General features: G+C 67.3%; 24 protein-coding genes. 1 reads left to right on the top strand and 23 read right to left on the bottom strand.

Features of this window, described 5'->3' with window-relative positions:
• Nucleotides 1-261 precede the first annotated feature (261 nt).
• Nucleotides 262-1,146: a hypothetical protein gene (locus KK483_RS21595; protein WP_262006839.1), complete on the top strand. Its 885-nt coding sequence runs from the start codon at nucleotides 262-264 to the stop codon at nucleotides 1,144-1,146.
• Nucleotides 1,147-1,274: 128 nt separating this feature from the next.
• Here the strand turns inward: KK483_RS21595 and truA are convergent, their stop codons facing one another.
• The 23 genes from truA to rplP all read right to left on the bottom strand — a co-directional run bounded on the left by truA (nucleotide 1,275) and on the right by rplP (nucleotide 14,472).
• Nucleotides 1,275-2,117 carry a tRNA pseudouridine(38-40) synthase TruA gene (truA, locus tag KK483_RS21590; RefSeq protein ID WP_262006838.1) on the bottom strand — a complete coding sequence of 281 codons (843 nt, stop codon included), beginning with the start codon at nucleotides 2,115-2,117 and terminating at the stop codon, nucleotides 1,275-1,277.
• Nucleotides 2,118-2,210: 93 nt separating this feature from the next.
• Nucleotides 2,211-2,729, bottom strand: coding sequence for a 50S ribosomal protein L17 (rplQ, locus tag KK483_RS21585; RefSeq protein ID WP_262006837.1), 519 nt, complete (start codon nucleotides 2,727-2,729; stop codon nucleotides 2,211-2,213).
• A gap of 119 nt (nucleotides 2,730-2,848) precedes the next feature.
• Nucleotides 2,849-3,871 (bottom strand): DNA-directed RNA polymerase subunit alpha, encoded by a 1,023-nt coding sequence (locus KK483_RS21580; protein ID WP_003956430.1) that lies wholly within the window; start codon nucleotides 3,869-3,871, stop codon nucleotides 2,849-2,851.
• A 113-nt stretch (nucleotides 3,872-3,984) separates the two neighbouring features.
• Nucleotides 3,985-4,389 (bottom strand): 30S ribosomal protein S11, encoded by a 405-nt coding sequence (gene rpsK, locus KK483_RS21575; protein WP_003948617.1) that lies wholly within the window; start codon nucleotides 4,387-4,389, stop codon nucleotides 3,985-3,987.
• A gap of 64 nt (nucleotides 4,390-4,453) precedes the next feature.
• Nucleotides 4,454-4,834, bottom strand: a complete 381-nt coding sequence (gene rpsM / locus KK483_RS21570; RefSeq protein ID WP_242329307.1) for a 30S ribosomal protein S13 — start codon at nucleotides 4,832-4,834, stop codon at nucleotides 4,454-4,456.
• A gap of 199 nt (nucleotides 4,835-5,033) precedes the next feature.
• Nucleotides 5,034-5,147: a 50S ribosomal protein L36 gene (gene rpmJ / locus KK483_RS21565; RefSeq protein WP_003956441.1), complete on the bottom strand. Its 114-nt coding sequence runs from the start codon at nucleotides 5,145-5,147 to the stop codon at nucleotides 5,034-5,036.
• Nucleotides 5,148-5,207: 60 nt separating this feature from the next.
• Complete coding sequence (gene infA / locus KK483_RS21560) at nucleotides 5,208-5,429, bottom strand: translation initiation factor IF-1 (protein ID WP_003956442.1); 222 nt, start codon at nucleotides 5,427-5,429, stop codon at nucleotides 5,208-5,210.
• A 404-nt stretch (nucleotides 5,430-5,833) separates the two neighbouring features.
• Nucleotides 5,834-6,670 carry a type I methionyl aminopeptidase gene (map, locus tag KK483_RS21555; RefSeq protein ID WP_262006836.1) on the bottom strand — a complete coding sequence of 279 codons (837 nt, stop codon included), beginning with the start codon at nucleotides 6,668-6,670 and terminating at the stop codon, nucleotides 5,834-5,836.
• Between the two features lie 230 nt (nucleotides 6,671-6,900).
• Nucleotides 6,901-7,560: an adenylate kinase gene (locus tag KK483_RS21550; RefSeq protein ID WP_262006835.1), complete on the bottom strand. Its 660-nt coding sequence runs from the start codon at nucleotides 7,558-7,560 to the stop codon at nucleotides 6,901-6,903.
• On the bottom strand, nucleotides 7,560-8,879 hold the full coding sequence (secY, locus tag KK483_RS21545; RefSeq protein ID WP_262006834.1) for a preprotein translocase subunit SecY: 1,320 nt from the start codon (nucleotides 8,877-8,879) through the stop codon (nucleotides 7,560-7,562). Before secY ends, KK483_RS21550 begins: the two co-directional genes overlap by 1 nt.
• A gap of 246 nt (nucleotides 8,880-9,125) precedes the next feature.
• A complete protein-coding gene (gene rplO, locus KK483_RS21540; RefSeq protein WP_242329303.1) occupies nucleotides 9,126-9,581 on the bottom strand; it encodes a 50S ribosomal protein L15 in 456 nt (151 codons plus the stop codon).
• A gap of 2 nt (nucleotides 9,582-9,583) precedes the next feature.
• The gene (gene rpmD / locus KK483_RS21535) at nucleotides 9,584-9,766 is read right to left on the bottom strand and encodes a 50S ribosomal protein L30 (protein ID WP_010473936.1); all 183 of its coding nucleotides are present in this window, start codon (nucleotides 9,764-9,766) and stop codon (nucleotides 9,584-9,586) included.
• Nucleotides 9,766-10,371 carry a 30S ribosomal protein S5 gene (rpsE, locus tag KK483_RS21530; RefSeq protein WP_005313527.1) on the bottom strand — a complete coding sequence of 202 codons (606 nt, stop codon included), beginning with the start codon at nucleotides 10,369-10,371 and terminating at the stop codon, nucleotides 9,766-9,768. Before rpsE ends, rpmD begins: the two co-directional genes overlap by 1 nt.
• A gap of 43 nt (nucleotides 10,372-10,414) precedes the next feature.
• Nucleotides 10,415-10,798 (bottom strand): 50S ribosomal protein L18, encoded by a 384-nt coding sequence (gene rplR, locus KK483_RS21525; RefSeq protein WP_262006833.1) that lies wholly within the window; start codon nucleotides 10,796-10,798, stop codon nucleotides 10,415-10,417.
• Between the two features lie 3 nt (nucleotides 10,799-10,801).
• Nucleotides 10,802-11,341, bottom strand: a complete 540-nt coding sequence (gene rplF / locus KK483_RS21520) for a 50S ribosomal protein L6 (RefSeq protein ID WP_262006832.1) — start codon at nucleotides 11,339-11,341, stop codon at nucleotides 10,802-10,804.
• 22 nt (nucleotides 11,342-11,363) lie between these two features.
• Nucleotides 11,364-11,762: a 30S ribosomal protein S8 gene (gene rpsH / locus KK483_RS21515; RefSeq protein ID WP_017949652.1), complete on the bottom strand. Its 399-nt coding sequence runs from the start codon at nucleotides 11,760-11,762 to the stop codon at nucleotides 11,364-11,366.
• 212 nt (nucleotides 11,763-11,974) lie between these two features.
• Entirely contained in the window at nucleotides 11,975-12,160 is a 186-nt protein-coding gene (locus KK483_RS21510; protein WP_003956452.1) for a type Z 30S ribosomal protein S14, read from the bottom strand.
• Between the two features lie 5 nt (nucleotides 12,161-12,165).
• Complete coding sequence (gene rplE / locus KK483_RS21505) at nucleotides 12,166-12,723, bottom strand: 50S ribosomal protein L5 (RefSeq protein ID WP_262006831.1); 558 nt, start codon at nucleotides 12,721-12,723, stop codon at nucleotides 12,166-12,168.
• Nucleotides 12,723-13,046 (bottom strand): 50S ribosomal protein L24, encoded by a 324-nt coding sequence (rplX, locus tag KK483_RS21500; protein ID WP_242329297.1) that lies wholly within the window; start codon nucleotides 13,044-13,046, stop codon nucleotides 12,723-12,725. Before rplX ends, rplE begins: the two co-directional genes overlap by 1 nt.
• Before the next feature lie 2 nt (nucleotides 13,047-13,048).
• Nucleotides 13,049-13,417 carry a 50S ribosomal protein L14 gene (rplN, locus tag KK483_RS21495; RefSeq protein ID WP_003956455.1) on the bottom strand — a complete coding sequence of 123 codons (369 nt, stop codon included), beginning with the start codon at nucleotides 13,415-13,417 and terminating at the stop codon, nucleotides 13,049-13,051.
• Nucleotides 13,418-13,541: 124 nt separating this feature from the next.
• Nucleotides 13,542-13,829 (bottom strand): 30S ribosomal protein S17, encoded by a 288-nt coding sequence (gene rpsQ, locus KK483_RS21490; RefSeq protein WP_262006829.1) that lies wholly within the window; start codon nucleotides 13,827-13,829, stop codon nucleotides 13,542-13,544.
• Nucleotides 13,829-14,053: a 50S ribosomal protein L29 gene (gene rpmC, locus KK483_RS21485; RefSeq protein WP_262006828.1), complete on the bottom strand. Its 225-nt coding sequence runs from the start codon at nucleotides 14,051-14,053 to the stop codon at nucleotides 13,829-13,831. The genes rpsQ and rpmC overlap by 1 nt, the downstream gene beginning before the upstream one ends.
• Nucleotides 14,053-14,472, bottom strand: coding sequence for a 50S ribosomal protein L16 (gene rplP / locus KK483_RS21480; RefSeq protein WP_005313579.1), 420 nt, complete (start codon nucleotides 14,470-14,472; stop codon nucleotides 14,053-14,055). Before rplP ends, rpmC begins: the two co-directional genes overlap by 1 nt.
• Nucleotides 14,473-14,476 lie beyond the last annotated feature (4 nt).

Genomic DNA, 14,476 nt, shown 5'->3' with positions numbered 1-14,476 from the left:
GGTCCTGACAAGGCCACCACGGACGATCACGACAGCCATGACCGCACATCGGTGACGCAAACCGAGTGCTGGTCGCTGGTCATCGGCCCGGTGGACCGGCGTAACGGCTCTCACGTGAGATCGAGCAAGCCAGTACGCATAACGAACCAGTAGCTTACCCGGGCCTTGCCGTACGGGTCAAAACGCCCCAGCACACCCCTGCCGGCGCCCGGCCCCCCGCGCCCGTCACGCCGCCCTCTCATAGGGCCTAGGATGCGCGGCATGAGTTTTGGGGGACCGCAGTGGCCGCAGGAGCCGCAGGAGCCGTACGGACAGCAGTCACGGCACTCATCATCGTCGCAGACGCCCGACTGGGCCGCGCTCGCCGACGCCTCGGCCTCGCGGACGCGCCGCAAGCGGTGGCTGCTGATCATCGCGGGAGCGCTCACGACCGCCGCGGTCGCCGCGATCGTGGCCACCGCCGTCGTCTTCACGAACGACGCGAACTCCTCCGGCAAGAACGCCAGTGAGCTGCCGACCGCCCCCGACCTGCCGGACGAGACGAACCGGCCCGAGCCGTCCTTCTCGTCGGTAGCGCCGCCGCCCCCGCCCGACCCCAAGGACTTCATCTCCAGTGAGAAGAAGGACAAGGCACCGCTCAGCGCCGACACCCTCTTCCCGGGCAAGAAGCTGACCATGGGCGACAGGGTGTACGCCAAGGGCCCGACCGCCCGCACCACCAGCTGCGCCTCGGTCACCCAGGGGGCACTCGGCGCCGCCCTCACCTCCCACGGCTGCGACCAGGTGATCCGGGCCACGTACACCCGCGCCGGCGTGGCCGTCACGATCGGTGTCGCGGTCTTCCCCACCGAGGCCCAGGCCCAGGCCGCCGTCAAGCAGACGGTCAGGAGCGTCGCCCCGCTCTCCGGCTCCGGCGTCGCGGGCTTCTGCAAGGGCGGCCCGGTCTGCCGCTTCGTCGGCAACTCCTACGGCCGGTACGCCTACTTCACCACCACCGGCCACCTCGACGGGAAGTCGGTCACCAAGGGCGACAGCAAGGCGTTCCAGCCGGGCGACGACCTCGCCGAGTTCACGTTCCGCCAGATCGTCGCCCGCGGCGAGATGCAGGCGTCGGCAGCAGCCACCGCGCCCGCCACCGGCGGCTGACGGACGACCTGGCCTTGGAGGAGTACCGCCGGCACCGTCGCCGTCGGCCTCCCCGAGTTGCCGAAGCCGGAGCGCCAGGTCGCCGGGACACCGGGTCGCCGGGGCGCCGAGGAGCACCGGGCCCCCTGTCAGTGCACCGGCCCCCGCACCCGCCGGGCCTGCTGCTGCCGCTCCGCCAGCAGCTCGTCCGCCGGGTAGGCGACCTCCTCGAGCGTCAGCCCGTGCGGCCGGACCACATGCACGGCGCTGTCACGCACACGGGCGTCGAGGACCTTCCGCGGCCACTCCACACCCCGGTGCCCGTCGCCCACGAACAGCAGCGCACCGACCATCGCGCGCACCTGGTTGTGGCAGAAGGCGTCGGCGCGGACCTCGATCTCGACGATGCCTTCGGCCTGCCGGCGCACCCCGAAGTCGAGGATCTCGCGGATCGTCGTCGCTCCCTCGCGCTTCTTCGCATACGCCGCGAAGTCATGCTCCCCCACCAGGGACTTGGCGGCGGCGTCCATCGCGGCGACGTCCAACTCCCAGTCGTGCCAGAGCACATGGCCCCGCAACAGCGGGTCCACGCCCCCGGGCTGATCGCCGACCCGGTAGACGTAGCGCCGCCACACGGCGGCGAACCGGGCGTTGAACCCCGCCGGCGCCTCCCTGAGGGCCCACACCCGCACGTCCTTCGGCAGCCGCCCGGCGAGCCGCTTCAGCAGCTTCTCGCGGTGCTCCTCCCACAGCGCGACGGGCAGATCCACATGGGCGACCTGCCCGCGCGCGTGCACACCGGCGTCCGTGCGGCCGGCGACGGTCAGCTCGTACGTCTCGGACGACCGGGTCACCGTACGGATCGCGTCCTCGATCTCACCCTGCACGGTCCGCTGTCCGCGGGTCTGACGGGCCCAGCCGGAGAAGTCCTTGCCGTCGTAGGACAGATCCAGTCGCACCCGTACGCAGCCGGGCTTCACGTCGTCGCTCACGTGTCACATCCTCTCAAGCGGAACGGGCCCGCCCCCACGAGGGGAACGGGCCCGTTCTACGGCCTCAGAACGCTCAGGCGTCCTTCGCTGTGCCTACTTGGCCGAATCCTCGGCGGACTCGGCGGACTCAGCCGGAGCGGCCGGAGCCTCGGCGGCGTCCTCGGCCTTGGTCTCCTCGACCTTGGCCTCCTCGGCCTCCTTGACCGCACGCTTGGTGGCGGCCTCGGCCTCGGCGACGGTCGCCTTCTTCGCGATCTCGCCCTCGACGAGCTCGATCACGGCCATCGGGGCGTTGTCACCACGACGGTTGCCGATCTTCGTGATCCGGGTGTAGCCACCCGGACGCTCGGCGTAGCGCGGGGCGATCTCGGTGAAGAGCGTGTGGACGATGCCCTTGTCCGTGATCGTCTGCAGCACCAGGCGACGGTTGTGGATGTCGCCCTTCTTCGCCTTCGTGATCAGACGCTCCGCGACCGGGCGCAGGCGGCGGGCCTTGGCCTCGGTCGTGGTGATGCGGCCGTGCTCGAACAGCGACTTCGCGAGGTTCGCGAGAAGCAGCTTCTCGTGCGCGGCGCTGCCGCCCAGACGGGCACCCTTGGCGGGCTTCGGCATGGTTCTTCTCCTTGAGTGCTGCACCGGCCGTGTCAGGTACCGGTGTCAGTTCCCTCGCCGCGGTCGCGGGAGGGGGGTACGGGAAGTGCGGGCAAGGAGCCCGCACCCCCGTAATTCTCTTAGTACTGCTCGGTCTCGACGAAGCCCGCGTCCGCGTCGTCGTCGGCGCCGAAGGCGTCCGCGGCGGCGGTCGGGTCGAATCCGGGCGGGCTGTCCTTGAGGGCCAGGCCCATGCCGGCCAGCTTCGCCTTGACCTCGTCGATCGACTTCGCACCGAAGTTGCGGATGTCGAGCAGGTCGGCCTCGGAGCGGGCGACGAGCTCACCCACGGAGTGGATGCCCTCGCGCTTGAGGCAGTTGTACGAGCGGACCGTGAGCTCCAGCTCCTCGATCGGCAGCGCCAGGTCGGCAGCAAGGGCGGCGTCCGTCGGGGACGGGCCCATGTCGATGCCCTCGGCGTCGATGTTGAGCTCGCGGGCCAGACCGAACAGCTCGACCAGGGTCTTGCCGGCCGACGCCATGGCGTCGCGCGGACGCATGGCCTGCTTGGTCTCGACGTCGACGATCAGCTTGTCGAAGTCGGTGCGCTGCTCGACTCGGGTCGCCTCGACCTTGTACGTGACCTTGAGCACCGGCGAGTAGATGGAGTCGACCGGGATACGGCCGATCTCCTGGCCCACCTGCTTGTTCTGCACGGCGGAGACGTAGCCGCGACCGCGCTCGACGGTCAGCTCCATCTCCAGCTTGCCCTTGCCGTTGAGCGTGGCCAGGACGAGGTCGGGGTTGTGGACCTCGACACCGGCCGGGGGCGCGATGTCGGCGGCGGTGACCAGACCCGGGCCCTGCTTGCGCAGGTACATCACGACCGGCTCGTCGTGCTCCGAGGAGACGACCAGCTGCTTGATGTTCAGGATGAGGTCGGTGACGTCCTCCTTGACGCCCGGCACGGTGGTGAACTCGTGCAGGACACCGTCGATCCGGATGGACGTGACAGCGGCGCCCGGGATCGAGGAGAGGAGCGTACGGCGGAGCGAGTTGCCGAGGGTGTAGCCGAAGCCCGGCTCCAGCGGCTCGATCACGAACCGGGAGCGGTACTCGTCGACGACCTCTTCGGTCAGCGAGGGACGCTGAGCGATCAGCATGTCTTTTGTTCCTTCAGTCGTGGGCGCCCGCTATTTGACGCCCTCGGATACCGACAAGGGTACGGGCGGCACGGCCCCGGAGAGCCGTACCGCCCGAAGAAGCCCTTGCAGGGTCAGACGCGGCGGCGCTTCGGGGGGCGGCAGCCGTTGTGCGGGGTGGGGGTGACGTCCTGGATCGAGCCGACCTCGAGGCCGGTGGCCTGGAGGGAGCGGATCGCGGTCTCACGGCCGGAGCCGGGACCCTTGACGAAGACGTCGACCTTGCGCATGCCGTGCTCCTGCGCGCGGCGGGCGGCCGACTCGGCGGCCATCTGCGCGGCGAAGGGGGTGGACTTGCGCGAGCCCTTGAAGCCGACGTGGCCGGCGGAGGCCCAGGAGATCACGTTGCCGGTCGGGTCCGTGATGGACACGATCGTGTTGTTGAACGTGCTCTTGATGTGCGCGTGGCCGTGAGCGACGTTCTTCTTTTCCTTGCGGCGCACCTTCTTGGCAGCGCCCTGGCGTCCCTTGGGGGGCATGTATTTCTCCCGTGGAGGTGGTCGGTCCTACAGCGAAGACCGCTGGTGAGCGTCCTGCTGAGGACTACTTCTTGCCCGGCTTCTTCTTACCGGCGATGGCGCGACGCGGGCCCTTGCGGGTACGAGCGTTCGTGCTGGTGCGCTGGCCGTGGACCGGCAGACCGCGGCGGTGACGCAGACCCTGGTAGCAGCCGATCTCCACCTTGCGGCGGATGTCGGCCTGGACCTCACGGCGGAGGTCACCCTCGGTCTTGAGGTTGGCGTCCACGTACTCGCGGATCTTGACCAGGTCCTCTTCGGCCAGGTCACGAACGCGGGTGTTCGGGTTCACACCGGTCGCGGCGAGGGTCTCCTTCGCCAGGGTGCGGCCGATGCCGAAGACGTAGGTGAGTGCGACCTCCACACGCTTGTCGCGCGGGATGTCAACACCGGAAACGCGTGCCATTCAATGGCTCCTGTGGTGTTCGGGGGTCTTCCGCAGAACCACCCCCGGCCGCCGACCCCACCGATGTGTGAGGTGGTACGTCCGGGTCTCCGGCCCCCGCCGGAGGTGCCGCCGACCCTTGCGGGCTGGGCGGGCTCTGCGTATCTACATGTTTTGCTCGCGTCGCGCGAAGTAACTGCGAAGTGCAGGAGGTCGTGCGTCAGCCCTGGCGCTGCTTGTGGCGCAGGTTGTCGCAGATGACCATGACCCGGCCGTGACGGCGGATCACCTTGCACTTGTCGCAGATCTTCTTGACGCTCGGCTTGACCTTCATGGGATGTGAGGTTCTCCGGGTCAGTGCCAGCACCCCACGGGAGCGGGGCGAGGGCAAGATCTACTTGTACCGGTAGACGATCCGGCCACGCGTCAGGTCGTACGGAGAGAGCTCCACGACGACCCGGTCGTCCGGGAGGATACGGATGTAGTGCATCCGCATCTTGCCGGAGATGTGCGCGAGGACCTTGTGACCGTTCTGGAGCTCCACCTTGAACATGGCGTTCGGCAGAGACTCGATCACGGTGCCCTCAATCTCGATGGCACCTTGCTTCTTGGCCACGCTTCGCCCTTCGAATCGGCTACCTTGATCAGCTCCCGATCACCATCTGACCGCAAGCGGGCATACGGGTACACGAGAGCCGACGCATCAGTCTACGTCAGGCCCCTGGAAAAGACGAATCCGAGAAGTTTGCCCACCACGGATGATCGTTACGCCAGGGGGGCGGACGCCCGAAGGTCAGGCGACCAGGGAATCCGGGGCGCCTCACAAGCTTCGAGCGGCTGCGCCGGACTCCGTCCGTCAGAGTCGACTCAGGCCAGGGGATCCGGCGCCGCCGTGACACCCAGCTCCGCCGGCTTCGCCTTGCCGCCGACCCATCCCCGACGCCGCACTCGCGGGCTCGGCGCCCGGGGCGCCTCACAAGCTTCGAGCGGCTGCACCGGACTCCGTCCGTCAGAGTCGACTCAGGCCAGGGGATCCGGCGCCGCCGTGACACCCAGCTCCGCCAGCTTCGCCTTGCCGCCATCGACTGCGGTGAGGACCAGCGGGCCCTCCTCCGTGAGCGCCACCGAGTGCTCCCAGTGCGAGGACCAGGTGCCGTCGAGGGTGATCACGGTCCACTCGTCCTCCAGGACCTCGGTGTGCGGGGTGCCCAGCGAGACCATCGGCTCGATGGCGAGGCAGAAGCCGGGGACCAGCTTGGGGCCCTTGCCGCGCTTGCGGGAGACGTAGTTCAGCAGGTGGGGGTCCATGTGCATCTCGGTGCCGATGCCGTGGCCGCCGTACTCCTCGATGATCCCGTACTTGCCGCCGCCCGGCTTCGGCTGGCGGCGGATGAACGTCTCGATCGCGCGCGAGATGTCGACCAGCCGGTTCCCGTTCTTCATCGCGGCGATCCCGGCCCACATGGACTCCTCGGTCACCCGGGAAAGCTCCAGCAGCTCCGGGGCGTGACCGTCGCCGACGAAGGCCGTGTACGCGGCGTCGCCGTGCCAGCCGTCCACTACCGCGCCGGCGTCGATGGAGATGATGTCGCCGTCCTTGAGGACGGTCTTCTCGTCGGGGATGCCGTGGACGACGACCTCGTTCACGGACGTGCAGATCGTGGCGGGGAAGCCGCCGTACCCGAGGAAGTTCGACTTGGCGCCGTGGTCGGCGATCACCTTGCGGGCGACCTCGTCCAGATCCCTGGTGGTGGCGCCCGGGATCGCCGCCTCGCGCGTCGCCGCGTGGATGGCGGCGACGACCAGTCCCGCCTCGCGCATCTTCGCGATCTGCTCGGGGGTCTTGATCTGCACCATGAGGGCTGACGCCTTTCCGGGTTCGACGGTTCGGGAGCCGGCACGGGCGGGACCGCCCGGCGCGGCGAGGCGCCCCGCATCCGCGGCGAGCGCCTCGTACCACGATACGGCCGTGGTGGGCCGGGCACGCTGCGCCGCGGTGCCGTACGGATGTCACGCAGCACGACGGCCGCGGTACCCCCGAGGGGCACCGCGGCCGAAGCGCGGGAAACTGCTGGTCTGCCGGGGCCCTACGCGGCCTGGTCGCCCTGGAGGGCTTCCATCGCCCGCTCGGTGACCTCGTTGACCTTGCCGAGCGCGGAGATCGTGACCACGAGGCCCTGGGCCTTGTAGTAGTCGATGATCGGCTCGGTCTGGGTGTGGTAGACCTCCAGCCGCCTGCGGACCGTCTCCTCGGAGTCGTCGTCACGCTGGTACAGGTCGCCGCCGCAGGCGTCGCAGACGCCCTCGTGCTTCGGCGGGCTGTACGTCACGTGGAAGACGTGGGCGCTCTCGTTGCGGCAGACGCGGCGGCCCGCGATCCGCTTCACGACCTCGTCCTCGGGGACCTCCAGGTCCAGCACCGCGTCGAGCTTCATGCCCTCGGTCTCGAGCATCTCATCCAGGGCCTCGGCCTGCGCGACGTTTCGCGGGAAGCCGTCCAGCAGGAAGCCGTTCGCGGCGTCCGGCTGCTCCATGCGGTCCTTCGCCATACCTACGGTGACCTCGTCGGGCACCAGGTTTCCGGCGTCCATGTACGCCTTCGCCTGCCTGCCGAGCTCCGTGCCCTGGCTGATGTTGGCCCGGAACAGGTCGCCCGTGGAGATGTGCGGGATCGACAGGTTCCGGGCAAGGAACGCGGCCTGCGTTCCCTTGCCGGCACCGGGCGGTCCGACGAGGACGATTCGCATCAGCGGAGGAACCCTTCGTAGTTGCGCTGCTGGAGCTGGCTCTCGATCTGCTTCACGGTCTCGAGACCGACACCCACGATGATGAGGATGCTGGTGCCACCGAACGGGAAGTTCTGGTTGGCACCGCCGAAGCCCGCCAACGCCATCGTCGGCACAAGAGCGATCAGACCCAGATACAGCGAGCCCGGCCAGGTGATCCGGTTGAGCACGTAGCTCAGATACTCGGCGGTAGGTCGACCAGCCCGGATACCCGGGATGAAGCCACCATACTTCTTCATGTTGTCCGCGACTTCCTCGGGGTTGAACGAGATGGCCACGTAGAAGAACGCGAAGAAAACGATCAGGAGGAAGTAGGCGGTGATGTAGTACGGGTGGTCACCTGTGACGAAGTGGGATTCGATCCAGGTCTTCCAGCCGGACGACGAGTTCGAGAACTGGGCGATGAGTGCCGGGATGTAGAGCAGCGACGACGCGAAGATGACGGGAATCACACCCGCCTGGTTCACCTTCAGCGGGATGTACGTGGACGTACCGCCGTAGGACCTGCGGCCGATCATGCGCTTCGCGTACTGGACGGGGATACGGCGCTGAGCCTGCTCGACGAAGACCACGAGGGCGACCATCACGAAGCCGATCAGGATGACCGTCCCGAACTCGATCCAGCCCTTGGCGAGCTTGCCGCTCTCCTTGATGGCCCACAGCGCGCCCGGGAAACCGGCCGCGATGGAGATGAACATCAGGATCGACATGCCGTTGCCGATACCGCGGTCGGTGATCAGCTCACCGAGCCACATGACGACGGCCGTGCCGGCGGTCATCGTGATCACCATGGTGGCGGTCACGAAGATCGATTGATCGGGGACGATCTCACTGGCGACCGGACACCCCGAGAACAGCGCCCCGCTGCGGGCGGTGGCCACCAGACCGGTGCCCTGCAGGACGGCCAGCGCGACGGTGAGGTACCGCGTGTACTGGGTGATCTTCGCCGTGCCGGACTGGCCCTCCTTCTTGAGGGCTTCCAGACGCGGGATGACCACGGTCAGCAGCTGAAGGATGATGCTCGCCGTGATGTACGGCATGATGCCGAGCGCGAAGATCGTGATCTGCAGCAGCGCCCCGCCGCTGAACATGTTGACGAGGCCGAACAGGCTGCCGTTGTTCTTCGACGCCTGGTCGACACACTGCTGGACGTTCTCGTAGCTGACGCCGGGTACCGGGATGTGTGCGCCTACCCGGTACAGCACGATGATGCCGAGCGTGAAGAGCAGCTTCTTGCGCAGGTCGGGCGTCTTGAACGCCCGGGCGAACGCGGTGAGCACGGTGCCTCCTGCGACCCCCGCGCAAAGCGTCAGAGGTGACGGTCTTGAGGTTCGACGAATACGTATAAGTCAAGCCGCTCGGGGCCCTGGGGTCCCTCGCGACCTGTTCCGGGAGTCACCCCCCGGGCAAATAACAGCAACAACGCTCGCCACCTTACCGGCGAGTGTGCCCCCCTTGGAACGACCAACCGGGGATGCCCCATTTGAGAGGCATCCCCGGTTGGGCGTTCAGGCCATCGGCTCGTCTCAGACGAGCTCGGTGACGGTACCGCCGGCGGCGGTGATCTTCTCCTTGGCGGAGCCGGAGACGGCGTCAACCGAAACCTGCAGCGCCACGGAGATCTCGCCCTGGCCAAGGACCTTGACGAGGCTGTTCTTGCGCACCGCGCCCTTGGCGACCAGGTCGGCCACCGTGACCTCGCCACCCTGCGGGTAGAGCGCGGCCAGCTTGTCCAGGTTCACGACCTGGAACTCGGTGCGGAACGGGTTCTTGAAGCCCTTCAGCTTCGGGAGGCGCATGTGGAGGGGCATCTGCCCACCCTCGAAGCGCTCCGGAACCTGGTAGCGGGCCTTGGTGCCCTTGGTACCACGACCGGCCGTCTTACCCTTCGACGCCTCACCACGACCGACACGGGTCTTCGCGGTCTTGGCGCCCGGGGCGGGACGGAGGTTGTGGATCTTGAGCGGGTTCTGCTCCGCCATGATCAGTCGACCTCCTCAACCGTCACGAGGTGGCGGACGGTGTGCACCATGCCGCGGAACTCGGGGCGGTCCTCCTTGACGACCTGCGTGTTGATGCCCTTGAGACCAAGGGAGCGCAGGGTGTCGCGGTGGTTCTGCTTGCTGCCGATGTACGACTTCGTCTGCGTGATCTTGAGGCGGGCCATTACGCACCCGCTCCCGCACGCGCACGAAGCAGAGCCGCGGGGGCGACGTCCTCGAGCGGCAGACCGCGGCGGGCCGCGATCTCCTCGGGACGCTGCAGGCCCTTCAGGGCCGCCACGGTCGCGTGCACGATGTTGATCGCGTTGTCGGAGCCGAGCGACTTCGACAGGATGTCGTGAACGCCGGCGCACTCGAGCACGGCACGCACCGGGCCACCGGCGATAACACCGGTACCGGGGGAAGCCGGCTTGAGCAGGACGACGCCCGCGGCCTTCTCGCCCTGGATCGGGTGCGGGATGGTGCCCTGGATACGGGGGACCTTGAAGAAGTGCTTCTTGGCCTCCTCAACACCCTTGGCGATGGCGGCCGGCACCTCCTTGGCCTTGCCGTAACCGACACCCACGGTGCCGTCACCGTCGCCCACCACGACCAGCGCGGTGAAGCTGAAGCGACGACCACCCTTCACAACCTTGGCGACACGGTTGATCGCGACAACGCGCTCAACGTAAGCGGTCTTCTCGGCGGCAGCTGCGCCGCCGTCACGGCCCTTCCGGTCCCGCCGCTCGCCGCCACCGGCACCGCTTCCGCGGCGCTGGGGTCCAGCCATTGGAATTACCTCTCTTCGTTTTCCGCTGAGCTACGGAACCGGCTCAGAACTTCAGGCCGGCTTCGCGGGCGGCGTCCGCCAGGGCGGCGATGCGCCCCGCGTACTGGTTGCCGCCACGGTCGAACACGACAGCCTCGACGCCGGCGGCCTTGGCACGCTCGGCCACGAGCTGGCCGACCTGCTTCGCCTTCGACGACTTGTCGCCTTCGCCGCCGCGGATGGACGAGTCCAGGGTGGACGCCGACGCGAGGGTGTGCCCCGCGAGGTCGTCGATGACCTGAGCCGTGATCCCGCGGTTGGACCGGGTGACGACCAGGCGCGGACGCGCCGGGGTACCCGAGATCTTCTTGCGGATGCGGATGTGGCGACGCTTCAGGGAAGCGCCCTTGTAGGCCTTGCCCTTGGCAATCTTCACGCCGTATGCCATGGCTTACTTACCAGCCTTTCCGACCTTGCGGCGGATGACCTCGCCCGCGTACTTCACGCCCTTGGCCTTGTACGGGTCGGGCTTGCGCAGCTTGCGGATGTTCGCGGCGACCTCGCCGACCTTCTGCTTGTCGATGCCCTCGACCGAGAACTTGGTCGGCGACTCGACCTTGAAGGAGATGCCCTCGGGGGCCTCCACCAGGATCGAGTGGCTGTAGCCGAGCTGGAACTCCAGGTTGGAGCCCTTCGCGGCAACGCGGTAACCGACACCGCTGATCTCGAGCGCCTTCGTGTACCCCGCGGTCACACCGGTGATCATGTTGGCCACCAGCGTGCGGGACAGGCCGTGCAGGGCCTTGTTCTGACGCTCGTCGTTCGGGCGGGTGACGTTCAGAACGCCGTCCTCGCCCTTCGCGATCTCGATCGGCGCGGCAACGGTGTGGGTCAGGGTGCCCTTGGGGCCCTTCACCTGGACCGTACGGCCATCGATGGTGACATCCACGCCGGCGGGAACCGAGATGGGGAGCTTGCCGATACGCGACATGTTTCTTCTCCTCCGTTCCCGACTACCAGACGTAGGCGAGGACTTCCCCGCCCACACCCTTCTTGCTGGCCTGCTTGTCGGTGAGGAGCCCGTGCGACGTGGAGATGATCGCCACGCCCAGGCCGCCCAGCACCTTCGGCAGGTTGGTGGACTTCGCGTACACCCGGAGACCGGGCTTGGAGATCCGCTTGATGCCCGCGATGGAGCGCTCACGGTTCGGGCCGAACTTCAGCTCGAGGACGAGGTTCTTGCCGACCTCGGCGTCCTCGACCTTCCAGCCCGTGATGAAGCCCTCCTGCTGGAGGATCTCCGCGATGTGAGACTTGATCTTGCTGTGCGGCATCGTCACGGAGTCGTGGTACGCCGAGTTCGCGTTACGCAGACGAGTCAGCATGTCCGCGATCGGATCAGTCATGGTCATGAATTGGCCTTCGGCCTCTCTCGCCGGGGTTTCCTGTATGCGCCATCCCTCTCCCCACACATGGGCGGGACGGGTGCGGCACGGGGACCTACGGCGTAGTAAGTCGATCAGGGCGGCGGGCGCCCAACCCCACAAGCCTACGGCATGTGAGGGAGGGCCCCGCCGTCCCGTTGCTTACCGAGAGCCTCTGGTAATTCCCGTGGTTACGGGGATTACCAGGAGCTCTTGGTCACGCCCGGCAGCTCGCCACGGTGAGCCATCTCACGAAGGCACACGCGGCAGAGGCCGAACTTGCGGTACACGGAGTGCGGGCGGCCGCAGCGCTGGCAGCGGGTGTACGCACGCACACCGAACTTGGGCTTACGAGCAGCCTTGGCAATCAGAGCCTTCTTCGCCATCTCGCTTACGCCTCCTTGAACGGGAAGCCGAGGTGACGGAGAAGGGCGCGGCCCTCAGCGTCGTTGGTCGCCGTGGTGACCACGGTGATGTCCATACCCCGGACGCGGTCGATCTTGTCCTGGTCGATCTCGTGGAACATGACCTGCTCCGTGAGACCGAAGGTGTAGTTGCCACGGCCGTCGAACTGCTTGGGGGACAGGCCGCGGAAGTCGCGGATGCGCGGGAGCGCGAGCGACAGGGTGCGGTCCAGGAACTCCCACATGCGGTCGCCACGGAGCGTGACGTGGGCACCGATCGGCTGGCCCTCACGCAGCTTGAACTGCGCGATGGACTTGCGGGCCTTGGTGACGGCCGGCTTCTGACCGGTGATCGTGGTGAGGTCGCGGATGGCGCCCTCGATCAGCTTGGAGTCGCGGGCGGCGTCGCCCACACCCATGTTGACCACGATCTTGACGAGGCCCGGAACCTGCATGATGTTCTCGTACGAGAACTCCTCACGCAGCTTGCCGATGATCTCCTCGCGGTACTTCGTCTTGAGACGCGGAGTCGTGGTGGTCGTCATCAGATGTCCTCACCAGTCCGCTTGGCAACGCGGATCTTGTTGCCCTCGTCGTCGAAGCGATAGCCGACGCGAGTCACGACCTTGTTGCCGTCCTTCTCCACGACCAGCTGAACGTTGCTGACGTGGATCGGGGCCTCGGTGGTCACGATGCCGCCGGCCTGCGAGGCGCGGCCCGGCTGGTTGGCCTTGGTGTGCTTCTTGACCCGGTTGACACCCTCGACCAGGACGCGCTCCTCGCGCGGGAAAGCGGCAATGACCTTGCCCTGCTTGCCCTTGTCCTTGCCGGTGATGACCTGGACCAGGTCGCCCTTCTTGATCTTCATGCTTACAGCACCTCCGGCGCGAGCGAGATGATCTTCATGAACTTCTTCTCGCGCAGCTCACGGCCCACCGGGCCGAAGATACGGGTGCCGCGAGGGTCGCCGTCGTTCTTCAGAATGACGGCGGCGTTCTCGTCGAAGCGGATGTACGAGCCGTCCTGGCGGCGGCGCTCCTTGACGGTGCGAACGATGACCGCCTTGACGACGTCACCCTTCTTCACGTTGCCACCGGGGATCGCGTCCTTGACGGTGGCGACGATGACGTCACCGATGCCCGCGTAGCGGCGACCCGAGCCACCGAGAACACGGATGCAAAGGATCTCCTTGGCACCAGTGTTGTCGGCGACGCGAAGTCGCGACTCCTGCTGGATCACGTCTATCTCCTGATCGTCTGCCGGTTCCCCGGGGACTGCGCGAGCAGTCCCCGGAGCCTGGCGGAACTAGTGCTGGGACCGGGGTCCCAGCGGGGGGCATGCGGGGGCGTGGGCCCCCGCAAAATTACTTGGCCTTCTCGAGGATCTCGACGACGCGCCAGCGCTTCGTCGCGGACAGCGGCCGGGTCTCCATGAGGAGGACGCGGTCGCCGACACCCGCGGCGTTCTGCTCGTCGTGCGCCTTGAGCTTGTTCGTACGGCGGATGACCTTGCCGTACAGCGCGTGCTTGACGCGGTCCTCGACAGCGACGACGACGGTCTTGTCCATCTTGTCGCTGACGACCAGACCCTCACGGGTCTTGCGGAAGCCGCGCTCCGCGGTCTTGTTCTCAGTCACGTTGCTCTCGCTCATCAGGCGCTCTCCACCGTCTCGATGCCCAGCTCGCGCTCACGCATCAGGGTGTAGATCCGGGCGATGTCCTTGCGGACGGCCTTCAGCCGGCCGTGGTTCTCGAGCTGGCCCGTCGCCGCCTGGAAGCGGAGGTTGAACAGCTCTTCCTTGGCCTCGCGGAGCTTGGCAACAAGCTCCTCGTTGCCCAGCTCGCGCAGCTCGGACGCCTTGGTACCGACCGACATCACGCTTCACCTGCCTCGCGCTTGACGATCCGGCACTTCATCGGCAGCTTGTGCGCTGCACGAGTCAGAGCCTCACGCGCAATCTTCTCGTTCGGGTAGGACAGCTCGAACATGACCCGGCCCGGGTGCACGTTCGCGACCCACCACTCCGGGGAACCCTTACCGGAACCCATGCGGGTCTCGGCGGGCTTCTTCGTCAGCGGGCGGTCCGGGTAGATGTTGATCCAGACCTTGCCGCCACGCTTGATGTGGCGGGTCATCGCGATACGAGCCGCCTCGATCTGGCGGTTGGTCACGTACGCCGGAGTCATGGCCTGGATGCCGTACTCGCCGAACGCAACCGTCGTACCACCCTTGGCCATACCGCGACGCTTGGGGTGGTGCTGCTTGCGGTGCTTGACCCTACGGGGGATCAGCATTTCG

The organism is Streptomyces sp. FIT100 (genome assembly GCF_024584805.1).
Classification (GTDB): Bacteria; Actinomycetota; Actinomycetes; order Streptomycetales; family Streptomycetaceae; genus Streptomyces.
The sequence above is the reverse complement of the archived record's forward strand: the minus strand, read 5'-3'. Positions and strand labels throughout refer to the sequence as shown.

What these genes read in the sequence shown, in the direction of transcription:
- KK483_RS21595 (WP_262006839.1), top strand. Translation starts at nt 262, where the DNA reads ATGAGTTTTGGGGGACCGCAGTGGCCGCAGGAGCCGCAGGAGCCGTAC.
- rplQ (WP_262006837.1), bottom strand. Translation starts at nt 2,729, where the DNA reads ATGCCGAAGCCCGCCAAGGGTGCCCGTCTGGGCGGCAGCGCCGCGCAC.
- KK483_RS21580 (WP_003956430.1), bottom strand. Translation starts at nt 3,871, where the DNA reads ATGCTGATCGCTCAGCGTCCCTCGCTGACCGAAGAGGTCGTCGACGAG.
- rpsK (WP_003948617.1), bottom strand. Translation starts at nt 4,389, where the DNA reads ATGCCCCCCAAGGGACGCCAGGGCGCTGCCAAGAAGGTGCGCCGCAAG.
- rpsM (WP_242329307.1), bottom strand. Translation starts at nt 4,834, where the DNA reads ATGGCACGCGTTTCCGGTGTTGACATCCCGCGCGACAAGCGTGTGGAG.
- rpmJ (WP_003956441.1), bottom strand. Translation starts at nt 5,147, where the DNA reads ATGAAGGTCAAGCCGAGCGTCAAGAAGATCTGCGACAAGTGCAAGGTG.
- map (WP_262006836.1), bottom strand. Translation starts at nt 6,670, where the DNA reads ATGGTGCAGATCAAGACCCCCGAGCAGATCGCGAAGATGCGCGAGGCG.
- KK483_RS21550 (WP_262006835.1), bottom strand. Translation starts at nt 7,560, where the DNA reads ATGCGAATCGTCCTCGTCGGACCGCCCGGTGCCGGCAAGGGAACGCAG.
- rplO (WP_242329303.1), bottom strand. Translation starts at nt 9,581, where the DNA reads ATGGCGGAGCAGAACCCGCTCAAGATCCACAACCTCCGTCCCGCCCCG.
- rpmD (WP_010473936.1), bottom strand. Translation starts at nt 9,766, where the DNA reads ATGGCCCGCCTCAAGATCACGCAGACGAAGTCGTACATCGGCAGCAAG.
- rpsE (WP_005313527.1), bottom strand. Translation starts at nt 10,371, where the DNA reads ATGGCTGGACCCCAGCGCCGCGGAAGCGGTGCCGGTGGCGGCGAGCGG.
- rplR (WP_262006833.1), bottom strand. Translation starts at nt 10,798, where the DNA reads ATGGCATACGGCGTGAAGATTGCCAAGGGCAAGGCCTACAAGGGCGCT.
- rplF (WP_262006832.1), bottom strand. Translation starts at nt 11,341, where the DNA reads ATGTCGCGTATCGGCAAGCTCCCCATCTCGGTTCCCGCCGGCGTGGAT.
- rpsH (WP_017949652.1), bottom strand. Translation starts at nt 11,762, where the DNA reads ATGACCATGACTGATCCGATCGCGGACATGCTGACTCGTCTGCGTAAC.
- KK483_RS21510 (WP_003956452.1), bottom strand. Translation starts at nt 12,160, where the DNA reads ATGGCGAAGAAGGCTCTGATTGCCAAGGCTGCTCGTAAGCCCAAGTTC.
- rplE (WP_262006831.1), bottom strand. Translation starts at nt 12,723, where the DNA reads ATGACGACCACCACGACTCCGCGTCTCAAGACGAAGTACCGCGAGGAG.
- rplX (WP_242329297.1), bottom strand. Translation starts at nt 13,046, where the DNA reads ATGAAGATCAAGAAGGGCGACCTGGTCCAGGTCATCACCGGCAAGGAC.
- rpsQ (WP_262006829.1), bottom strand. Translation starts at nt 13,829, where the DNA reads ATGAGCGAGAGCAACGTGACTGAGAACAAGACCGCGGAGCGCGGCTTC.
- rpmC (WP_262006828.1), bottom strand. Translation starts at nt 14,053, where the DNA reads ATGTCGGTCGGTACCAAGGCGTCCGAGCTGCGCGAGCTGGGCAACGAG.
- rplP (WP_005313579.1), bottom strand. Translation starts at nt 14,472, where the DNA reads ATGCTGATCCCCCGTAGGGTCAAGCACCGCAAGCAGCACCACCCCAAG.